The sequence below is a fragment of the Streptomyces sp. NRRL S-378 genome, assembly GCF_000720645.1.
Taxonomy (GTDB): domain Bacteria; phylum Actinomycetota; class Actinomycetes; order Streptomycetales; family Streptomycetaceae; genus Streptomyces.
The window spans coordinates 37,740-57,304 of record NZ_JOBX01000011.1; the positions used below are offsets into that span (position 1 = coordinate 37,740).

The 19,565-nt window shown below is 74.8% G+C and carries 16 protein-coding genes and 1 pseudogene; 6 read left to right on the forward strand and 11 right to left on the reverse strand.

Annotated features, from left to right (window positions below; genetic code table 11):
- Positions 1-7: 7 nt before the first annotated feature.
- Positions 8-4,912 (reverse strand): annotated as a pseudogene (locus IH80_RS42075) (DNA-binding protein); the annotation flags it as partial.
- Positions 4,909-5,781 (reverse strand): DUF4132 domain-containing protein, encoded by an 873-nt coding sequence (locus IH80_RS0110240; protein WP_030959426.1) that lies wholly within the window; start codon positions 5,779-5,781, stop codon positions 4,909-4,911. The gene IH80_RS0110240 and the pseudogene IH80_RS42075, both read right to left, overlap by 4 nt.
- Positions 5,782-5,982: 201 nt before the next feature.
- Here IH80_RS0110240 and IH80_RS0110245 point away from each other — a divergent pair, with 201 nt between their 5' ends.
- Positions 5,983-6,717 (forward strand): GmrSD restriction endonuclease domain-containing protein, encoded by a 735-nt coding sequence (locus tag IH80_RS0110245; RefSeq protein WP_234432190.1) that lies wholly within the window; start codon positions 5,983-5,985, stop codon positions 6,715-6,717.
- Positions 6,714-6,995, forward strand: coding sequence for a hypothetical protein (locus IH80_RS0110250; protein ID WP_030959429.1), 282 nt, complete (start codon positions 6,714-6,716; stop codon positions 6,993-6,995). The genes IH80_RS0110245 and IH80_RS0110250 overlap by 4 nt, the downstream gene beginning before the upstream one ends.
- Positions 6,996-7,303: 308 nt before the next feature.
- On the opposite strand, the gene IH80_RS0110260 is transcribed toward IH80_RS0110250, so the two are convergent.
- Positions 7,304-7,837, reverse strand: a complete 534-nt coding sequence (locus tag IH80_RS0110260; RefSeq protein ID WP_030959431.1) for a GNAT family N-acetyltransferase — start codon at positions 7,835-7,837, stop codon at positions 7,304-7,306.
- A gap of 151 nt (positions 7,838-7,988) precedes the next feature.
- On the opposite strand from IH80_RS0110260, the gene IH80_RS0110265 reads away from it, so the two are divergent.
- On the forward strand, positions 7,989-9,266 hold the full coding sequence (locus tag IH80_RS0110265; protein WP_030959433.1) for a sulfite oxidase: 1,278 nt from the start codon (positions 7,989-7,991) through the stop codon (positions 9,264-9,266).
- Between the two features lie 13 nt (positions 9,267-9,279).
- On the opposite strand, the gene IH80_RS0110270 is transcribed toward IH80_RS0110265, so the two are convergent.
- Together IH80_RS0110270 and IH80_RS0110275 are read right to left on the reverse strand one after the other, a co-directional pair.
- Positions 9,280-10,440, reverse strand: coding sequence for an alpha/beta hydrolase family protein (locus IH80_RS0110270; protein ID WP_030959435.1), 1,161 nt, complete (start codon positions 10,438-10,440; stop codon positions 9,280-9,282).
- An 89-nt stretch (positions 10,441-10,529) separates the two neighbouring features.
- The gene (locus IH80_RS0110275) at positions 10,530-11,516 is read right to left on the reverse strand and encodes an isopenicillin N synthase family dioxygenase (protein ID WP_030959436.1); all 987 of its coding nucleotides are present in this window, start codon (positions 11,514-11,516) and stop codon (positions 10,530-10,532) included.
- A 240-nt stretch (positions 11,517-11,756) separates the two neighbouring features.
- Here IH80_RS0110275 and IH80_RS0110280 point away from each other — a divergent pair, with 240 nt between their 5' ends.
- On the forward strand, positions 11,757-12,530 hold the full coding sequence (locus tag IH80_RS0110280; protein WP_051809098.1) for a glyoxalase/bleomycin resistance/extradiol dioxygenase family protein: 774 nt from the start codon (positions 11,757-11,759) through the stop codon (positions 12,528-12,530).
- A 54-nt stretch (positions 12,531-12,584) separates the two neighbouring features.
- Here IH80_RS0110280 and IH80_RS0110285 read toward each other — a convergent pair whose 3' ends face one another.
- From IH80_RS0110285 to IH80_RS0110295, 3 genes are all read right to left on the reverse strand, one after another.
- Entirely contained in the window at positions 12,585-14,672 is a 2,088-nt protein-coding gene (locus IH80_RS0110285; protein WP_030959439.1) for a xanthine dehydrogenase family protein molybdopterin-binding subunit, read from the reverse strand.
- Positions 14,673-14,811: 139 nt separating this feature from the next.
- Entirely contained in the window at positions 14,812-15,870 is a 1,059-nt protein-coding gene (locus IH80_RS0110290; protein WP_030959440.1) for an FAD binding domain-containing protein, read from the reverse strand.
- A complete protein-coding gene (locus tag IH80_RS0110295; RefSeq protein WP_063757276.1) occupies positions 15,867-16,505 on the reverse strand; it encodes a 2Fe-2S iron-sulfur cluster-binding protein in 639 nt (212 codons plus the stop codon). The genes IH80_RS0110290 and IH80_RS0110295 overlap by 4 nt, the downstream gene beginning before the upstream one ends.
- Before the next feature lie 147 nt (positions 16,506-16,652).
- Here IH80_RS0110295 and IH80_RS0110300 point away from each other — a divergent pair, with 147 nt between their 5' ends.
- Positions 16,653-16,841: a DUF6381 family protein gene (locus IH80_RS0110300; protein WP_030959443.1), complete on the forward strand. Its 189-nt coding sequence runs from the start codon at positions 16,653-16,655 to the stop codon at positions 16,839-16,841.
- A 93-nt stretch (positions 16,842-16,934) separates the two neighbouring features.
- Here IH80_RS0110300 and IH80_RS0110305 read toward each other — a convergent pair whose 3' ends face one another.
- The 3 genes from IH80_RS0110305 to IH80_RS0110315 are packed head-to-tail and all read right to left on the reverse strand — an operon-like array spanning position 16,935 to position 18,545.
- The gene (locus IH80_RS0110305; protein ID WP_030959445.1) at positions 16,935-17,369 is read right to left on the reverse strand and encodes an SMI1/KNR4 family protein; all 435 of its coding nucleotides are present in this window, start codon (positions 17,367-17,369) and stop codon (positions 16,935-16,937) included.
- Positions 17,370-17,378: 9 nt separating this feature from the next.
- Positions 17,379-18,041, reverse strand: coding sequence for a hypothetical protein (locus IH80_RS0110310; RefSeq protein ID WP_030959447.1), 663 nt, complete (start codon positions 18,039-18,041; stop codon positions 17,379-17,381).
- A 39-nt stretch (positions 18,042-18,080) separates the two neighbouring features.
- On the reverse strand, positions 18,081-18,545 hold the full coding sequence (locus IH80_RS0110315) for a hypothetical protein (protein ID WP_030959448.1): 465 nt from the start codon (positions 18,543-18,545) through the stop codon (positions 18,081-18,083).
- Between the two features lie 400 nt (positions 18,546-18,945).
- Between IH80_RS0110315 and IH80_RS0110320 the strand changes: the two genes are divergently transcribed.
- Entirely contained in the window at positions 18,946-19,533 is a 588-nt protein-coding gene (locus IH80_RS0110320; protein WP_030959449.1) for a TIGR03086 family metal-binding protein, read from the forward strand.
- Positions 19,534-19,565: the final 32 nt, after the last annotated feature.

A 19,565-nucleotide genomic window follows, 5' to 3' on the forward strand; every position in this document is an offset into this window, starting at 1 on the left:
GTGGTGGGCGGGGGCGGGTGCGCTTCACCTTGAGCTCCTGGAAGCGCGGGACGTCGCCCTCGCAGACCCGCTGCCAGGCCCGGCGGTAGAGCTCGGCGGCCGGTTCGGCCGGTGCAAGGACGCCCAGCAGCGGCCGGCTGCCGGGGGTGAGGCCGTACATCGGCAGCTTCCACTGCTCCACCGGCAGCGCCGGGGCGGGCATGTCGGCCCACCCGCCGGGCAGGAAGAGCGAGCGCCCCGCCCTGCTGCGGTCGGCCGACACCACCAGGTCGGTGGCGGCCAGTTCGGCACGGGCGGCCTTGAGCCGGGCCGGCTTCCAGCCCGTCCACCGGGCGGTGTTGCGGTCGGTGGGGTCGGGCATGGCCAGCAGGGCCAGGTACAGGGCGGCCGCGTCGGCGCCGAGTCCGTGCTCGGCGCTCACCTCCTCGACCAGTTCGGGGACCGAACGGCTCGGGTCCTGCGGCCACCACGTGCCGTCCACGTCGGTCTCGCCGGCCGCGGGGGCGCCCGGGTCGGCGAGCAGCGCGGCGAACCGCGGGTCGTGGGCGGTCCGCAGGGCCGTCTCGGCCGCGAGGGGCTGCTGGTCGTCGCCGCGCAGCGCCGGCAGGTAGGGGTCGGAGCCGGTGGAGTCCAGGAGCGCCGTGCGCACCGCGGGCTTGGGCTGGTCGTCGTGCGTGGCCATGACGACCGCGCCGTAGCGCTCGTAGCCCTCGCCGGTCTCGGTGGGGGTGCCGGCCACCTTCCGGAAGTTGGGGAGGCTGGTGTAGTGGCCGATCTCCAGGAGCAGTCCGGGCGCGGCGAGCCGCTGCCGTACGGCGGTGAGCGCGGGCGGCAGGGCCGCTCGTACGGGGTCTCCGGCCGGCAGCCGGTGGGCCAGCCATGCGCTCATGGCCAGGGTCGAGGTCAGGACCTGCGCGGTGAAGGGGCCGGTGGCGGGCTCGCCGGGCTCCACGTGGTCGCCCTTGACCGTCCACGGCACGTCGACCGAGAGCTCGTTCGAGGCGGCCGGGTCGAGCAGTGCGGCCAGTACCCGGTGCGCGGGCCATCCGCCGCGGACGGCGCGCGCAGCCTCCGTGGCCAGCCAGTCGGGTACGGGCGTACGCCGGCCGACGCGCCGGTTCCACACCTCCGCGGCGGCCGCCACGTCGGGTCCCTCGCTCCACAGGCGGGCCGGGTCGGCGGGCAGCAGGGCCGCCACGACGTCGCGCCGGACCTCCGAGGCGAGGCTCTTGAGCTCGTCACGGGCGTAGGCGGCGTCGGTGGCCTTGACCCCGAGGGCGGTGCGCACCTCCGCGGGCAGGAAGTTGCGCCCGTAGCCGTCGATGTGCGGGAGTCCCGCGATCAGCAGGCGGGCCAGGGCGCCGGAGACCCCGGTGAGCCGGGAGAACTCCTCCGCGGCCTCCGGGCGGAAGGGCACCGGACCGTGCTCGGCGGCCGTGCCCAGGAAAGCGGTCAGCCAGCCCGGGTCGCGGTCGGGGTCGCCGAGGGGTGTCGCGCGGCGCACCGTGTAGGGGCCGGGGACGGTGAAGCGGCCGGTGGGGTCGTGCAGGAGGGCGCCGAACTCGTGGCCGTCGGGGACGGAGTCGCCCTGCTCGGTCACGGCGAGGACGGCTCCGCCGCCCAGCGGCAGCAGGCTGCGGTGGTAGCGGTTGCGGTCGAGGCCATCGGGGCCGGTCAGGTGGGCGTGTCCAAGGTGGACCACGACCTGGCGCCAGCTGTCGGCCGAGCCCTGTGCCGAGGCCATCCCCAGGGTGTCCACCTCGCCGAGCACGGTGAGGAGGGCCGCCCGCTGCTCGTCGGTGGTGGTCGCGGCGACGGCCCGGTAGGCGGCGGCCGCGGGCTGGTCGAGCAGCGGTGTCCAGCTGAAGGTGAAGTACGGCAGGGCGGGGGTGTCGAAGTGGAGCAGCCCGGGGACGCCGGCGGCGTCGGTCGCGGTGCGGGCGGCGCCGAGGAGGCTCAGGGTGCGGTGCGTCCCGTCGCTGTCGTCGTTGTAGCGGTAGTGGTTGTAGTCGAGGAGGCCGCTCAGTGCGGCGCCCAGCAGCCGGTCGGCGGGGCCGAGCTCGCGCTCCTCGGCGGGTGCGGTGTCGGCGTCGAGGCGGGCCGAGATCCTGTCCAGTGCCTTCTGCTGGACGAGGGCGAACCGCAGGACCTCGACGATGCCGCCGATCAGCTGCGGGTCGGTGACCTGGGGCAGGGCCGCGCTCACGACGTCCGGCAGGTCGGCGGCCTTCGCCACGGCCGCGGCTGCCTTGAGGAGCGCCCCGACGGTCTCACGGTCGGCCGTGCGCAGTGCGGCCGAGCCCCGGGGGTCGCGGGGGCGCAGTGCGTACCAGTGGGAGAGCGGCGGGAGGTCGACGCTGCCCGTGCTGAAGGGGGTGTCGCGGCGGTCGTTGCGGGTCTGTGCCGTGACGACGCCGTCGGGGTCGGTGAGGGTCAGTTCGCGCCAGCTGTGCGAGAGGGCGCGCGGGCGGTCGTCGCCCGGGAAGGCGAGGGCCGCGACCGGCTTGTCCCCGCCCTCGGGGACGGTGACGGTGCGTCCGCCGGTGTCGGTGGCGACCCAGCCGTGGTCGGGGAGGCGTACGGCGTGCCAGCCGAGGAGGCCGTCGACGGGTGCGCCGAGTACGGACCCTTCCACGGTGGGCGTGGGCAGCAGCCGGCTGGCCCACCCGGAGTGGGGCTTCCCGCCGTACTCCTTGAGGGCGTCGGTGAAGAACGCGGGCATGGAGGACCGTCCGTGGGCCCCGCTCACCGGGTCGTACTCCAGCCACCCGCTGTCGTTGTCCTGGTCGCGCTGCCGCCACACCCAGTAGGAGGTGCCGTCGGAGAGCAGCGGCCGCTCGTCGGGCAGCCGGGTGTCACCGCTGTGCAGGACGCCGCCGCCGGTGGTGCGCCCGCCGCCGGGGAGCTGCAGGGAGATGTTGTCGCTGCGCAGGGACCAGTAGTTGCGGTCGGTGTCCAGGGTGAGGACGGTGCCGGGAGAGGAGTGCCAGTAGCCCTCGACGCGGTTGGCGCTCCAGTCGGACCAGAAGACGAGCAGTTCTCCGTCGACGTAGTGGAATCCCATGCGGCGGTGGGAGCCGGGCGGCACGCGCAGGTCGTGCGTGAGGACGGTCGAGTCGGCGTCGATGACGCGGACCTCGGCGGAGTTGGCGACGATCAGGTACGGCCAGGCCTCGACGATGGTGAGGCCGTTGCGGTCCTTGCCCGGGGTCAGTTCGGCGACTGCCTTCTCCCAGGCGGGCCAGGCCAGTTCCTCGAAGAGGCCGCCGCGCAGCGTGCGGGCGAGGGTCTCCCCGAGGTCGGCGGCGGCCGCGGCGGCGACGTCCTCGGGGGCGAGCGCGAGGGCTTCGACGGGCAGCCAGGTCAGCCGCTCGATGGCGTCGGGTACGCCGGGCAGGCCGGCGGCGACGGAGGCGCGGGCGACCTCGGCCATCCATTCGGCCAGCAGCGGGCGGGCGCCGGAGGCGGCGACGTGGCGGACGATGTCGGCCCCGCCGCTGCCGATGCCGTTCAGCGCCCGGCGGAAGGCGGGCTTGAACCGGGGGTCCGCGGCGACCGCGGCCAGGTCACGGCGTTCGTCGCGACCGGACCAGTCGGACAGGTTCAGCGTGTCGTGGCGGTGGCGCGTCTGGGATTCGTCAGGCGTGATGACCGGGATGTCGAGGCTGAGCAGCAGGTCGAGGAGGTCGGCGTCCTGGACGCCGACCTTCAGGCCGGTCTCCCGTTCGGGCCGGGCGAGTTCGGTGCGCAGCTGCGGGGCGCAACGCTCGACGAGGTCGAGGAGGACGGGCAGGGTGGGGCGCCGGCCCCAGCCGGAGTGGCGGGCGCTGTGGAAGCGTTCGAGCCAGCCCGCGGTGCCGTCGGCGCAGCGCTCTTCGTCGGGCAGGCTCCCGTCGGCCAGTCCGGCGGTGGCGCCGGACTCCTCCAGGACCTCCAGCCACAGGTCGGTGAGCTCGCCGTCACCGCCGGGCGGGGTCAGTCCGAGGAGCGTGCCGCGTACGGCGGGGACGCGGCGGGCGAGCGCGACGAGGGCACCGCGGTGTGCCTTCCACCAGCCGAGTGCGGCGCGCAGGGTGGCGGGCAGGGGCAGAAGTTCGGCGAGGTAGTCCTGCTCGGGTTCGGTGCCGGTCAGGCCCGCGGTGCGGGCGAGGCGGCGCAGTTCGACGGCGGCCTGCGCGGAGGGCGGCAGGCCGCCAGCGGTGCGGCGTACGCACAGGCGGCGGAAGCGCTCGTAGGCCTCGGTGGGGCTGACGCGGACGGCCAGTGCCTTGCCGTACCCGGCGAGGACCTTGACGGGCAGGGCGCCGGCCAGGGCGAACTCGAGGAAGACGGAGTCGAGGCGGTCCTCGTCGACGGGCAGGCCGTGCTGGGCCTCGGCGGTGCGGGCGCGGCCGAACAGCTGGGCGGCGTAGGTGGTGTTCTCGACGGCGAGGAAGACGCGTGCGGCCTGCTCGTGGAAGAGGGGCAGGAAGTGCGGAACGGAGGCGGCGAGGCGGTCGGCCAGTTCGAGGCAGGCGTCGAGCGCGGCCTTGGGCTTGGTCTTGGCCTGGCGGGCGATCCGGTCGAGCTCGGGGACGACGGCGAGGGCGTGGTGGCCGTCCTCGGGGTGGTGGACGAGGACCCATTCGGGGAAGCCGAGTGCCTGGCGGCGGCTCAGGCCGACGACGGGCGGTTCGCCCTCGTCGCGCACGAGGCCCAGGAAGCCGGCGGCGAGATCCTCGGCCGCCCCGAGTTCGGCGGGGGCGAGCCGGACGACGACGCGGTCCTCGTCGAGGCCCGGGTGCCGGTAGGTGCGGGCGGTCAGGTCGACGGCGTCGGCTCCGGCGCCGGTGGTGCCGTTCGGGAGGACGGCGCCGGCCTGCAGCAGCAGTTCGGTCTCGGTCGTCCCGGTGTCTCTCAGGTTCTTGCTCATGCGTCCCCGCCCTCCTCGATCTTGCGCCCGGCGTACAGTGCCGCGGCCATTCGCATTCCTTCGGACCAGGCCACCGGGCCGACGTTCGTCAGCCGTACCGCCCGGCCGTCCTCGTCGTGCCAGCTCAGGGCGCCGGTGGTGGTCTCGTCGTCGTAGTAGGGCTCGCCGATCCACACCGCGGCCTCGGTTCCGGAGCCGGTTCCCGCGTCGCGGACCTTGCAGGTGGCGTAGCCGCCGGAGACCCGGTAGCCGAGGGCGGTCGCGCGGGCGGCGAGGCTGAAGCGGGTGGGGAAGACCCCGCCCGCGTAGTCGCGGACCTCGGTGGCGGTGGCGGAGACCTCGTCGGGCTTGAGCCAGGTGGCGCGGTGGATCTGCTCGACCTGCTGGACGATGCCCAGCTCGGCCGCGAACTCCCGTACGTCGTCCAGGTCGGGCAGCAGCACGGGGTGGGGCAGGGTCACCGTGCGCGGGGAGAGCCGTACGGTCTCGCCGTCGAGGTTGACCACCTTCAGCTCGCCGTCGGCGGTGGCGTCCCGCAGGAAGCCGACCTCGTCGGGGTCGTCGCCGACGACGGCCAGGTCGCGCAGGGCGTTCTGCCAGGCCTCGTCGGGCCAGACCCGGGCGAGCAGTTCGGTCGGCACGGGCAGCGAGGACACCATCCAGCTGTCGACCTGGGCGACGCAGGCCGCCGCGTGCCGGTCGAGCCATTCGGCGAGCCGGCGCAGCCGGTCCACCTCGGGATGGTCCTTCAGCGCCTTGGGCAGCGTCTTCAACTGCCGTCCCGCTGCCCTGCCGGAGACGGACCTCGCCGCCACCCGCCCCTCCACCAGGGCGATCTCGTACCCCTCGCCCGCCGCCAGCCATGCCATCAGACTGTGCCCCTCCGCCTGTCCGTACGTGGTTCCGCGCAGCCCTGACAGGGGGAGCGAACCCCCCTGAGCTGCGGTATGCCGGGAGACTAGCGAGGGCCACTGACAACGCCCGCCGGAGGGGCCTCCGTAGGTTGAATGTCCGGTTCTGGGTAGTCTTTGGCGGACAGTGGCGCAGCGGTACCGGCTCGGGGTGGGGTTATGGGACGTCAGATACGCGTACGGGGTGTGCTGCTGGCGGTGCTGCTGCTGGCGGCCGGGGCCGGATGCTCCGGTCCGGAGGGTCCGGGCGGCCCGCGCTCGCCGGGCGGCGGGGACGCGAAGCCGAAGCCGTCGGCCTCGCAGGCCGCGCCGCCGGCCGGGGCGCCCGCTGCCGGGGACGTGCTGCCCGGCATGGTCACCACCGCCGTGGCCCGCACGCAGTTGGCCGCGCTGAAGGTGGCTGCGGTGGGCACGATGGCCGGCTACAGCCGGGCGAAGTTCACGCACTGGGCGGAGCAGGGCGGCAAGTGCGACACCCGCGAGACGGTTCTGCGCCGGGACGGCATCGACGTGATGCAGGACGGCGAATGCCGGGCCGTGTCCGGTAGCTGGAAGAGCCTGTACGACGGGGCGGTCGTCACCGACGCGGCGAAGATGGACATCGACCACGTCGTACCGCTCGCCGAGGGCTGGCGCTCCGGCGCGTCCGGCTGGGACGCCGCCCGGCGCAAGACCTTCGCCAACGACCTGACCCACCCCCAGCTGCTGGCGGTCACCGCGTCCTCCAACCGGTCGAAGGGCGACCAGAGCCCCGACCTGTGGCAGCCGCCGGACCGTTCGAGCTGGTGCCAGTACGGGCGGGCCTGGACCACCGTCAAAGCCGCGTACGAGCTGACCGTCACCGAACCGGAGAAGAAGATGCTCACGACGATGCTGGACACCTGCGCCTCATGACCGGGGCGGACCAGTGGCAGGACGAGGTGCTCGCCGGCCCGGGCGGCGCCATGACCGACGAGGTCGGCGTCATCACCGGCCCGCTCACCCTGCGCACCACCGCGACCGCCGACGGGCTGGTCCGCTTCGACGTCCAGTACGAGGACGCCGACGAGTGGTACACGCTCACCGGCAGCCCCAGGCCCCACCGCGGCGCCCCGGCCGCCCTGCACGCGGCGGCCCTCGCCGCGGTCCGGGCCGGCGGCGCGGCCGAGGCCCCCGGCGCCGGACCCGCCTGAGCCCGCACCCGGCGGAAGCGCGATGGTGTCGGCCATGACTGCGATCACCGACATGGACCTCACCGGCTTCACCGAGCGGGAACCGGGTGTGTGGACCGACGAACGGGGTCTCGTCCTGTCGGTCCACTTCTTCGACCTGGTACCGGACCTGCCGGCGCCGCTCGAAGCAGCCCCTGCAGGGCCGGCGCGGACGCCGGCAGCGGCTGGGCCGCGGCCGGTGGCCGGTCCGCCCGGTGGACGGACCGGGCGGGCGGTCCGGACGACCTCCGGGTCGTCCGATCGGCCGATGCGGGACGGCCGAGGTCCGGTCAGGCCTCGTACTGCGTGAGGTCGATGCCGTGGACGTGTACGGCGTGGCCGTACCGGGGGTCGGTGGTCTCGCGTTCCCGCGCCATGTCCAGCTTGCGGATCACGTTCTCGGAGGCGGCGTCGCCGAGCCGGTTGACGGCGACGACGCGGTCCAGGCCGCGGTCCTGGAGGGCGAACTCCAAGGTGGCGTGGGCGGCTTCGGAGGCGTAGCCCTGGCCCCAGTACTGGCGGCCGAGGCGCCAGCTGATCTGGACGTCGGCCCGGGCCTCCGGCATGCCCTCGAGCACCGAGAGGCCGACGGCCCCGATGAGTTCTCCGGAGCCGAGGAGTTCGACGGCGAAGAGGCCGAAGCCCTCCTCGTCCCACTCCTCCTCCCAGCGCTCGATCTCCTCGGCCGTCTCGTCGAGGCCGAGGGTGGAGCCGTCGCCGATCCAGCGCATCACCTCCGGGTCGGCGTTGATCTCCGAGAGGGGGACGAGGTCGTCGTCGGTCCAGAGGCGGAGGAGGAGTCGGGGGGTACGGATCTCGGTCATGCCCCACATCCTGCCGAAATTCGCCGGACCAGCGGTAATCGGCCGTTGCGGCGGTGTTGCGGGTTCGTGGCCATCCGCCGGGGAAGCTTTCCGCGGTTCGCCCCGGACCCCTACGGTCCGTCGGGAACCTCGACCAAGGAGTGACCCTGCCATGCCGCTCGATCTGTCGGACGAGAGCCACTACGACCGCACGCGCCTGCGGCAGTGGGCCCGCGGCCGTGCCCGCTCCGCCGGGGTGGACCGCCGCGACCTGTTGAAGCTGTTCGCGGTGGGGGCCGCGGCCGGATCCCTGGGGGTGGCGGCGAGCGGTACGGCCTCCGCCGCCACGGCGGCCGTGGGGTCGGACGCCGCGCCGGGCATCGTCAAACCTCTCCCGCCGGAGCTGTTCACGATCCGCGGGACGAACGCAGAGACGAACTTCGCCGCATTGCGGGGCACGGGCCCGCTGACCCCGATCGACCGGTTCTTCGTCCGCAACCACACCTCCACCCCGCGGATCGACGCGGGCACCTGGCGGCTGAAGGTGTGGGGCGACGGGCTCGCGGGCGGCCCGGTGGAGTTCTCGTACGAGCGGCTGCGCGCCCTGCGGGCGGTGGAGCGGACGCTGTTCATCGAGTGCGCGGGCAACGGCCGCAGCTTCTACGCCACGCAGCAGGGCCAGCCGGTCACCGGGACCGCCTGGACGCTGGGCGCGATCGGTGTCGCGCACTGGCGGGGGGCACGGCTGTCGGACGTCCTGCGGCTGGCGGGCGTGACCCGGGGCGCGGTCGACGTCCTGCCGCGGGGACTGGACGACGAGGTGGTGGCGAACGGGGTCAGCCTGGGGCGGGTACGGCGCCCGCTGCCGGTGACGAAGGCCCTGGACGACGTCCTGCTCGCCTACGAGATGAACGGGCGCCCGCTGCCACCGGACCACGGCGGCCCGGTCCGTCTGGTGGTACCGGACTGGGTGGGCATCTCGTCGATCAAGTGGGTCGGTGACATCGAGGTGAGCGGCGAGGCGCTGTACTCGCCGTGGAACACCGACATGTACCGGATGTTCGGGCCGGGGCATCCGGCGGACGGCGGCCCCCCGCTCACCCGGCAGACCCTCAAGAGCGCCTTCGAACTGGAGCTGGGCGCCACCGTTCCCGTGCACCGGACCCGGCTGCTGACGGGCCGTTCGTGGTCCGCCGCGGCCCCGGTGACCCGGGTCGAGGTCAGTACGGACGGCGGCGGCCACTGGCGGCGGGCCCGGATGCACGACTCCCCGCGGCGCGGCGGCTGGGTGCGCTGGTCGGTGCCGTGGACGCCGCGGACGACGGGCGCGACCGCGCTGCTGGCCCGGGCGAGCGACGGAACGGGACGCACCCAGCCGGAGACGGCGGTCCACAACACGCAGGGCTATCTCTTCGACGCGGTGGTGCGTCACCCGGTCACGGTGGTCTGACCCTCCCCTGCGCCTACGGGGTGTGGAAGCGGACCTCCGGTGCGTCGGCGGAGGGGCCGTCCAGGACGGGCCGGGGCTCGCCGCGCAGGTGCCGGTCGAGGAAGGCACCGACGTAGCGGCGGGTCAGTTCGACGGAACGGGCGCCGGGCAGCGGGGCCTCGGGGTCGTTCAGGCCCAGCTGCTCGCCGATGGCGGGGAAGTCGCTGAAGGTGAAGTGGCCCGACCCGTCGAAGGTGATCCAGCGCTTCCAGCCGTCGAGCTGCGGCCAGTCCCGGTCCCAGCTCGCGTTGCCCCCGGGGCCGCGGCCCTGGGCTCCGAGGAGCAGGAAGGGACGTCCGCCGAGTCCGGTGGCGGGTACGGGGGTGGCGTTGCCGCCGTCCATGTTCACTCCGGCCCGGATCCTCGGGTCGGTCGCCATCGCGGCGATCGCCGAGGCGCCGCCGATGGAGTGGCCCGCCATGGCGATGCGGCTGCGGTCGACGATGCCGGCGTGGCGCCAGACGGGGTGGGGTCCGGTGAGGCGGTCCAGGAGGAAGGACACGTCGCGGGCACGGTGGTCGCTGACCGCCTGCATGCCGGTCTCCCGGGCCTTGTCGCAGGCCAGGCAGGTGAGGACGCGGCCACCGGGGAAGGCGGTGCCGACGCTCTCGTACGCGTGGTCGACCGCGGCGACGACGTAGCCGCGGGAGGCCAGGTCCTCGGCGAGCGCGGTGAGGGTGGCCCGGTGGACGGTGAAGCCCGGCGAGAGGACGACCAGCGGGTACCGGCCGGCGACGGGGCGGGCGCCGGTCCGGGAGGCGCTCGCCGTACCGGTCAGGGTCTCGACGGGAATGGCCTGGTCCAGTCCCTTGTCGACGAGGAGCAGGCGGGCCTCCTCGCGGGTGAGGTAGCGGGCCGTGCTGCCGGTGCCGCGCCGCGCCGGGTAGCGCATGGTGACCATCAGTTCGCGTGGTCCGGAGCCGGCCCAGGGGTCGGTGCGGCTGCGGTCCACCAGGTGGAGGTCCTCGCGGCCGACCGCGAACGGGCCGGTGGCACGCGGGAGTTCGACGGCGGTGCGGCTGCGCTCGGCCGCCATCGGGGCGTCCGCCGCGACGGCGGTGCCGGCGGCGGCGAGCGGGAGCGGCATGAGCAGGGCGAGTAAGGCGGCGGCTGCGGCGGTTCGGCGTCGGTTCATGGCGACGACGCTATGCACTGCGGCCCGGCGGGTCGTCACCTTGCCGGTGGATCCGGCCGTACGCCCCGGGGAGGGGTGCGGGCCCCGTCTCACTCCGAAGTATGAATACCCGCGGGGACGGTGATGGCCTGGAGCTTCTCCCGCAGGTACGTGTGTGAGTCGACGGGATCGTGCAGCACCGTGCCGATGGGGGCGGGGAGGGATTCCACCCGGGTGTGCGCGTCGCACTCGTAGAAGTAGACGAGCGAGATCAGTTCCTCGGCGGGGGCGTCGGCGGGCGGGGGCAGCACGCGGTGGCGGCCGGCCCGCCAGCGGTCACCGGTCCAGCGGGCCATCAGGTCACCGATGTTGACCGTGAGCGCGGTCGGATCGTAGGGCGCGTCCTGCCAGCCGTCGGCGTCGGTGTGGATCTGGAGGCCGCCCGAGCCGAGCTGGCGGTCGAGGACGGTGACCGTTCCGAAGTCGGTGTGGGCGCCGATGCGGAACTGGCCCGGCAGGGGTGTGCCGACGGTCTCGGTGCCCGGGTACCAGTTGAGGTTGAACCCCCAGGTGGGGTGTCCGGTGTGGCGTGTGAAGTGGTCGTCGTCGAGTCCGAGGGCGGTGGCGAGGAGTTCCAGCAGTTCGTCGGAGAGGGCCCGCATCCGGGTCAGGTATTCCGTCACCGCCGGCCGCAGCTCCGGCACCTCGGCCGGCCAGGTGTTGGGCCGGAACCACTCGGCGTCCACGGACGGGTCCCCGGTCGGTTCGTCGGCCGCGAAGGACCAGGACTCCTTGAGGTCGGGCGGCGAGGCCGTGCCCTCCGCGTAGCTGTTGGCCTCCGCCCCGGGGCCCAGCCAGCCCCGGCCGCCGACGGTGACGGCGTACGGCTCCTTCAGGCCGGCCGGCAGCCGGAAGAAGGCACGGGCCGTCTCCCGGATCCTGGCCGGCAGCGCGGGGTCCACGCCGTGGCCGGTCACGAGCAGGAATCCGGCCGCGCGCAGGGCCTCGTCGACGCGGGCCGCCGTACGGGCCCGTTCCTGCGGGCCACCGGACCGCCACGGCTCGAGATCGATCACGGGAACCTGGGATCCGGCCATGGGAGACCTGCCTTCCGACGCTGCGCGGTGGTGTCCTGGACCGAGGCTAGCGCCGTGTCCGACCGGGCGGGATCGACACGGAACGTGATTCTCGGCCACTTTGTGTGCGCATCGGCGCGTGCGGAACGCGTGAATCGTCACGACAGGGACCAGAATGGAACGACGAGTGCCTCAGGGACGGAGCGTGCGGTGGAGATTTCGACACGGGAGGTCTTCGGGGCGCCGTGCTGGGTGAGCCTGATGACGCGCGACCTGGAGACGGCCCAGCGGTTCTACCGTGCCGTGGCCGGCTGGCGGTTCCGGCCGGCCCGCCTCGGCGAGGCGTTCTCGGTGGCCTTCCTCGACCGGGTCCCGGTGGCGGGCATCGGCGCGCTGGCCGCGGATCTGGGGGTCGCCGCGGCGTGGACCCCGTACTTCGCCGTGGACGACGCCGACGTGGCGGTGGACCGCATCCGGGAGCGGACGGGCACCATCGCGGTCGGGCCGGTCTCCTTCGAGTCCTGGGGCCGCGCGGCGCTCGTCGCCGACCCCGACGGAGCGGTCTTCGGGATCTGGGAGGGCGACGTGGCCGCGGACTGGCGGGCCGGCAAGGGTCCGCTGCCGGCCTGGCTGGAACTGCGCACCCGCAACGCCCTCGACGCGGCGATGTTCTACGGAGCGGTACTGGAGTGGGCCACCGACCGGCCGGGCTGCTGCACGGTCTCCTACGAGGAGGACCAGGTCGTCCTGCGGCAGAACGGCGAGCCGGTGGCCCGCCTGAACAGCGGTCCCGTCGAACTCGCCGCCTTCTCCCCGCACACCCGGCCGCGCTGGCACGTCCACTTCCGGGTGCCCAGGCTCCGGCCCGCGATCGAGGCGGCCGTCATGCTGGGCGGGCGCATGGTCTCGGACATCACCTCGAACGCCGCGGAGCGGTGGGTGACGCTCCGCGACCCCGACGGAGCGCTCTTCACCCTCACCACCGCACTCGGGGCGGACTCGGAGGAGGACCTGGCCCGGCCGGGCCTGTACTGACCGGGCGCGGGCCGGTGACCGGGCACGCCGGGCCGGGGCGCGGGGCGGCGCCGGTCAGCCGAGGGCGGCCAGGACGCGGTCCGGGGTGAGGGGCAGCTCGCGCAGCCTGCGCCCCGTGGCGTGGCTGACGGCGTTGCCGATCGCGGCCGCCACCCCGACGGTGCCGATCTCGCCGATGCCCTTGCCGCCCGTCGGGTTCAGGTGGGGGTCGTCCTCGTCGATCCAGTGCGCCTCGATGTCGGGCACGTCGGCGTGCACGGGCACGTGGTAGGACGCGAGGTCGCACTCGACGAAGTCGCCGTGGACGGGGTCGAGGGAGCTGTGCTCGGTCAGGGCCATGCCCAGGCCCATGATCATGCCGCCGACGAACTGGGAACGCGCGGTCGTCGGGTTCAGGATGCGGCCGGCCGCGTACACGCCGAGCATGCGGCGCACGCGCACCTCCCCGGTGACGGTGTCGACCCGGACCTCTGCGAAGTGCGCGCCGAAGGCGTGGCGCGCGTACGGGGGCTTCCGCTTCGCCGGCTCGGTGGTGTCGGCGGAGGCCGACAGCCCTTCGGGCGGCAGCGGCCCCCGGTGGCGGGCCAGGGCGGCGGCCAGCGCGGTGCAGGCGTCGTGGACCGCCCAGCCCCAGGAGGCCGTGCCGGCGGAGCCGCCCGCCAGCACCGCGGCCGGCAGGCCGCTGCTGCCGATGGCGGCCGTCACGGACGCGAGCGGGACGCCCAGGGCGTCGGCGGCCACCTGGGTCAGGACGGTGCGGGCGCCGGTCCCGAGGTCGGTGGCGTCGATCTCGACGAGGTAGCTGCCGTCGGGCCGGGCGTGGGCCCTGGCGGAGGAGGGGGCGACCCAGACCGGGTAGGTGGCGGCGGCCACCCCCACCCCGCCCAGCAGCGGCCCGTCCCGGCGCGGGGTGCGCAGGGCGGCCCAGCCGAACCGCTCCGCCCCCTCGCGCAGGCACTCGACGAGGTGGCGGCTGCTGAACGGGCGCCCGCTGTCCGGCTCGACCTCGGGCTCGTTGCGGATCCGCAGCTCGATCGGGTCCATGCCGAGCTCGTCGGCCAGTTCGTCCATGGCCGACTCCAGGGCGTACATGCCGGGTGTCTCTCCGGGGGCCCGCATCCAGGAGGGAGTGGGGACGTCGAGGGCGACGACGCGGTGGGTGGTGCGGCTGTCGGGGACGGCGTACATGACGCGGCCCGGGACGGCGGCCGGTTCGACGAACTCCTCCACGCGGGAGGTGTGGGTGGTGACCGTGTGCGTGTAGGCGGTGAGAGTGCCGTCGCGGCGCGCGCCCAGGCCGATCCGCTGCACCGTGGGAGCGCGGTGCCCGACCGTCGTCGGCAGGTGGCGGCGCGGCAGGACGAGCTTGACGGGACGTCCGGTGTGCCGGGCGGCCATGACCGCCAGGACCACGTGCGGACGCGGGGTGCCCTTGCAGCCGAAGCCGCCGCCGACGTGTTCGGAGACGACGGTGACGTGTTCCGCCGGCAGGTCGAAGAGGGACGCGAGCGCGGTGCGGACGGTGCCCGCCCCCTGGCTGGAGTCGTACACGGTCAGCCGGCCGGTGGCGGCGTCCCAGAGGGCCGTGGCCGCGTGCGGCTCCATCGGGTGGTTGTGCAACGGCGGCACGGTGTAGGTGCGTTCGATCCGTACGGGGGCGGCGGCGAGCGCCGCGTCGGGGTCGCCGCGTTCGCGGTGGGCGGGGAACGCACCCGCCTCCTCGGGGGTGCGGGCGCCGGGATGGTCCTCGCGCAGGAGTACGTCGTGCGGCTCGACGGCGTAGTCGACGCGTACGGCTTCGGCTGCGGCTCGTGCGCCCTCCGGGGTGTCGGCGACCGCGAGGGCCACGTACCAGCCGCGGTGCGGGACGGCGGTGTCCTGGAGGACCTGGAGCGTGGCGTCGTCGGAGGGGCCCAGGCGGGGTGCGTCGTACGGGGTGAGGACGGCGAGGACGCCGGGCAGGCGCAGGGCCTCGGCGGTGTCCACGGCGGTGACGCGGCCGTGCGGGACGGTGGCGGGGACGGGGAGGGCGTAGGCGCAGCCGGGCGGGGTGTGGTCGGCGGCGTAGCGCGCGGCGCCGCTGAGCTTGTCCGGGCCCTCCGCGCGGACGGTGGCGGTGCCGAGGGCGGTGTGCGGGGGCATGGCCTGCTCCTGTCGGGGTGTGACCGCCGGACGGGGTGACCGGCGGAGAGGTGACCGGCGGCGGGGTCGCTGGCGGAGGGGTGACCGGCGGCGGGGTCACCGGCGGAAAGGTGACCGGCGGCGGGTGACCGGCGGCGCTCTACGGTGCCCGGCGGGCGGTCGTGGCGAGCGTGGTGAGCACGTCACGGGCGAGGTTGCGGGCGAGGACGACCTTGTGGGCGTTGTCGCGCAGGGGCCGGGCCTCGTCGAGTTCGGCGTCGACGGCCCGCCGGACGGTGTCGGTGTCGGGGACGGCCCCGGTCAGTGCCCGTTCGGCCGTGGTCGCCCGCCAGGGCCGGTGGGCGAGGCCGCCGAGGGCGAGGGCGACGTGCCGGACTCGGCCGGTGGCCGGGTCGAGGTCGAGGACCGCGGCGACGGAGGCCAGCGCGAAGGCGTAGGAGGCCCGGTCGCGGACCTTGCGGTAGAGGGAGACGGCGCCGGGTGCCGGGGCGGGCAGGAGCACGGCGGTGACGATCTCCCCCGGGCGGATGACGGTGTCCCGCTCGGGGTGGTCGCCGGGCAGCCGGTGGAAGTCGGTGGCGGCGACGGTCCGGATGCCGTCGGTCCCGCCGCTGCCCTCGATGCCGCCGCTGCCCTCCATGCCGTCGCCGCTGTCCCCGCCGTACAGCTCGATGTCGGCGTCGAGTGCGGCGAGGGCCACGGCCAGGTCCGAGGGGTGGGTGGCGATGCAGTGCGCGGAGTACCCGAGGACGGCGTGCTCGCGGTGAACGCCCTCCCGGGCGGCGCACCCGGTGCCCGGCAGCCGTTTGTTGCACGCCTTGGAGACGTCCTGGAAGTACGGGCAGCGGGTGCGCTGGAGCAGATTCCCGCCGATGGTGGCGATGTTGCGCAGCTGCCCGGACGCCCCGGCGAGCAGGGCACGGGAGACGAGGGGGTGGCGGGTCCGTACGAGGGGATGGGCGGCCACGTCGCTGTTGCGGGCGGTGGCTCCGATGCGCAGGCCGCCCCCGGGCCGCTCCTCGACGGCGTCCAGCGGCAGCCGGGAGACGTCGATGAGGGTGGCCGGGTTCTCGACGCCGAGCTTCATGAGGTCCACGAGGTTGGTGCCGCCACCGAGGTAGCGGGGGTCAGGGTGGGCGGCGTAGGCCGCGGCCGCCTCGCGCAGGCTGCCGGCCCGGACGTATCCGAAGGGCTTCATACGGTGCCCCCTCCGGACGAGGGTGCGGCTGCGGCCACGGCGTCGGCGCCGGGCCCGGCCTCGCCGTCGGCCACCGTGTCGGCCACGGCCCGGACGATGGCCGGGTAGGCGCCGCACCGGCACAGGTTGCCGCTGAGCCGTTCCCTGATCTCCGGCGCGGTCGGCTCCACCGGGCGTCCGGGCTCGGCGAGGCCCTCTGCCGGGGTGACGGCCGAGGGGTGGCCCGCGGCGGCCTCGGCGAGCGCCCCGACGGCGGAGCACAGCTGGCCGGGTGTGCAGAAGCCGCACTGGAAGGCGTCGCGCCGCAGGAAGGCCCGCTGGAGCGGGTGCGGGCCGCCGCCGGGGGCGGTGGCGGCGAGGCCCTCCACGGTGATGACCTCCGCGCCGTCGTGGGCGACCGCGAGCAGCAGGCAGCTGTTGGCCCGCCGCCCGTCGAGGAGCACCGTGCAGGCACCGCACTGGCCGTGGTCGCATCCCTTCTTCGGCCCGGTGAGGTGCAGGTGCTCCCGCAGGAGGTCGAGGAGGGTGACGCGGTGGTCGGTCCGCAGGGTGTGTTCCCTGCCGTTGACGCGCAACGTGACGGGGCTGCCGGTGGCGGGTGCCGCGTCCTCGGCGGGGTCGGTTCGGCTCACCACCACAGGTTCTCCGAAGACCCGGGATCCGGCATCCGCGGGAGGCCGTTCGCGGCGGATCACCTTCGGTGACGGTTCGAGATGCGGGTGTACGGCAGGGCTGGTTCGCTGAATCCGCCCGCTCTCCCCCCACAGATCCAAGGAGCGATCATGAGCGTTTCAGGCGAGTCACGGGGCCGGTCGCAGCAGATGCGCACGAAGGCCAAGGAGCTGAACGAGGCCGCCGAACGGTCCACGGACCCGGAGGAGCGCCACCGGCTGAAGGAGAAGGCCCGCCGCCTCCAGGAGCAGAGCGAGCAGGAGAGCCGCATGGACGACCGGGGCATGGACCCCATGTAGCCCGCGCCTTCCCGCGTTTGGGCGCGCACCGGCCGGTGTCCGCCGCGATCCCCGTCGCGGCGGCCGCCGGCCGCCGTGCGGTACCGCGGGGCGCTACCGGTACCAGTCGTCCCCGCCGCCGCCCAGGGACCGTCCGAGGTAGTCCCGCAGGTCCCGGGCGACCCACCGCCGGCTGTCGTCCTCGTGCTCCCACACGAAGACGTCCTCGCGTTCGGGAGTGCGGACGAAGGCGAACTGGTCGCCGCCCCCGTTGTCGCCGAAGAAGAGCAGGGCGTCGAACGGCATGTACAGCCGGGCGAAGTCGGGATCCGACCGGAAGAAGAGGTTCTGCACGACGATCTGCTCCAGCGGCCAGACCGTGTCGGTCCCGTCGTGTCCGACGACGCCGTCGCACTCCCCGAGCAGACTCACCAGTGCGGCGGGCAGCGGTTCCCCGAGCCGTCGCTCCGCGTCGGCCACCGCGTCCGCACCGACGGGCTCACCGAACCCGGCATCTCCGTCCGCCCCACGGGCGGCCTCTTTCCACATGCGGGCAGCCTACGACCGCGCAGACCCCGTGGGCTCCGCCGGCTCCGGTCCGCGGTCCCAGTGGACGAGTTCGGCCATCATCCGCAACTGGTGGGCACGCGCTGCCGCCCTGCTCCCCGTCCCTCCGCCCCGGGTACGGGCCGCGGCCTCGCGCAGCCGGGGCAGCAGCCCGCCCAGGACCGCCGCCGCCCCGGGGTCCGGCCGGTCCGTCGCCAGGTAGGCGTCGACCTGTGCCGTGACGGCCCGTTCCAGTTCGGTCAGCCCCTCACGACGCAGCTCGGCCGCCGTGGGCGTGGGCAGGCACGACCACCGCAGCACCATCGCCCGGTGGGCGTGGTGCAGGTCCGGCCCCGGCCATCGGGGGGCCGCCGCCCAGGCGCGGTCGGCCGCCGACGGCGTACGCCGGTGCGCCTCGTGCTTCTCCGTGGTCCGGCGGCGGGAGAACTCTGCCCATTCGGCCGTGCGCGCGGTCCTGCTGCGCTCCAGCACCTCCAGGGCCGTCACCATGGCACGCGGGTCCCGGCGCGTGTCCCCGAACAGGCTCAGGTAGGCGTGGGTCCAGGTGAATCCGAACGGGCGGTACAGGACGACGGCGCTGCTCAGGGCCGCGCCGCGGCGGGCGGGGCTCAGGCTCTCGTCTCGGACGCGGCGGGCGTGCACGGTGAAGCTCACGGCCCCATCCTGCCCCGTGCGCGCAGGAGCCGCCGCCGGTCAGCGGTGGTCCGGGTGCAGCAGTGCGGCGGCCGCCGCGACGAAGGCCCCGGCTGCTTCCTTGGCCGCACGCCGCAGCGTGTCCAGGTCGCTGCGACGGGTGGCACGGCGCATCGCGTACGTGGCGTCCGCGGCCTGCTGGGCGGGGCCCGCCAGTTCGGGGACCAGGACCTGGAGCCGGACGTGGGGCGCGGTGATCGCCGCCCGCGTGTCGTGGGACCTCGTCCGGGCCTCCAGCTCGTACTCGGTGCCGGCCTGCGTCAGGGCCAGCCGCTCCCGGTGGAAGAGCGCCGAGCGGTGCGCGTCCAGGGCGGCCGCGAACTCGGTGACGGCCGCGAGCCGGTCCTGGCGGTGGCCGTCGGCGCGCTGTTCGGCGCGTGCGGTGTGCGCCGCGCGGTGCTGGAGGAGTCCGGCGGTCAGGGCGCCGGCGAGAGTGCCGAGCACCGCGATGATCGAGGCCCACATGGCGGGTGGTCGTCCCTTCGGAAGGCGAGCGGATGGTCGCGCGGGGTCGCGCCCGGCCCAGGGGGCCGCGGCCGGGAGCCGCGGCCCTCCGGCCGAGTCGGTACCGGTGACCGTACGCGCTGCCCGCAGGCGCGGGTGGGCCGGGGAGGTACGCGCGCGGCTGCTCCCGAGGAGCCGGAGCGGACCGGCGCCTCGGGAGCCGAGCCCCCCCGGGAGCGGGGTGGCGGGGCGTCAGGCCACGGAGAGGACGGTCTTCCTGCGGGTGCGGCCGGCTTCGCCGAGTTCGTGGGCCCCTCCGGCCGGACGGCGCAGCGCAGTTGACGGAAGCGAAAGACGGGACGGCCGGTGCGCCGCCGAACTATGGTGACGGTCCGATGCCGGGACCACGGGAGGGCGACCGATGACCGCCGACGGTTTCAAGCTGCTCGCTGACGCGCACGACTACCTGCTCGCCGCCGTGCGGGGCGTTCCCGCCGACGCCTGGGGGGATCCGACGCCCTGCTCGGAGTGGACGGTGCGTCAGGTGCTGAACCACGCACGTCTGGACCAGCAGGCGCTGGTCATGCAGATCACGGGCGTCGCACCCGCGACCGACCCGTTCGAGCCCGCGGACGCGACGGCCGACGACCCGGTCGCGGAGCTGACGGCGGTCCTGGAGGCGGCCGCCGCGGCGTGGGAGTCGAAGAGGGACGAGGAGAGCGTGCCCACCCCGATGGGGCCCATGCCGGCCGGTACCGGCGCCGCCGCCGCGGCGCTCGACGCCGCGATCCACGCCTGGGACATCGCCCGGGCCACCGGTCAGGACCTGCCGCTGACCGAGGAGATCGCCGAGGGGCTGGAGGACATCGCGGCGCGGATCGTCGACTTCGTCCGCGACTCCTTCGGCAAGTACGCGCCGGCGCTGGTCCTCCCGGAGGGCGCGGGCCGCGCGGAGAAGCTCCTCGCGTTCACCGGGCGGGACCCCCGCTGGTCCCGGTCACCGCGCTGACGCCCTCCGTGCAGAAGACGCACTCCTCCCAG

Bases quoted from the DNA above. Each gene is read 5' to 3' on its own strand.
- IH80_RS0110300 (WP_030959443.1), top strand. From the start codon at position 16,653: ATGAGCGTTTCAGGCGAGTCACGGGGCCGGTCGCAGCAGATGCGCACG.
- IH80_RS0110320 (WP_030959449.1), top strand. From the start codon at position 18,946: ATGACCGCCGACGGTTTCAAGCTGCTCGCTGACGCGCACGACTACCTG.
- IH80_RS0110250 (WP_030959429.1), top strand. From the start codon at position 6,714: ATGACCGGGGCGGACCAGTGGCAGGACGAGGTGCTCGCCGGCCCGGGC.
- IH80_RS0110260 (WP_030959431.1), bottom strand. From the start codon at position 7,837: ATGACCGAGATCCGTACCCCCCGACTCCTCCTCCGCCTCTGGACCGAC.
- IH80_RS0110275 (WP_030959436.1), bottom strand. From the start codon at position 11,516: ATGGCCGGATCCCAGGTTCCCGTGATCGATCTCGAGCCGTGGCGGTCC.
- IH80_RS0110280 (WP_051809098.1), top strand. From the start codon at position 11,757: ATGACGCGCGACCTGGAGACGGCCCAGCGGTTCTACCGTGCCGTGGCC.
- IH80_RS0110290 (WP_030959440.1), bottom strand. From the start codon at position 15,870: ATGAAGCCCTTCGGATACGTCCGGGCCGGCAGCCTGCGCGAGGCGGCC.
- IH80_RS0110265 (WP_030959433.1), top strand. From the start codon at position 7,989: ATGCCGCTCGATCTGTCGGACGAGAGCCACTACGACCGCACGCGCCTG.
- IH80_RS0110240 (WP_030959426.1), bottom strand. From the start codon at position 5,781: ATGGCATGGCTGGCGGCGGGCGAGGGGTACGAGATCGCCCTGGTGGAG.
- IH80_RS0110245 (WP_234432190.1), top strand. From the start codon at position 5,983: ATGGGACGTCAGATACGCGTACGGGGTGTGCTGCTGGCGGTGCTGCTG.
- IH80_RS0110315 (WP_030959448.1), bottom strand. From the start codon at position 18,545: ATGTGGGCCTCGATCATCGCGGTGCTCGGCACTCTCGCCGGCGCCCTG.
- IH80_RS0110305 (WP_030959445.1), bottom strand. From the start codon at position 17,369: ATGTGGAAAGAGGCCGCCCGTGGGGCGGACGGAGATGCCGGGTTCGGT.
- IH80_RS0110285 (WP_030959439.1), bottom strand. From the start codon at position 14,672: ATGCCCCCGCACACCGCCCTCGGCACCGCCACCGTCCGCGCGGAGGGC.
- IH80_RS0110270 (WP_030959435.1), bottom strand. From the start codon at position 10,440: ATGAACCGACGCCGAACCGCCGCAGCCGCCGCCTTACTCGCCCTGCTC.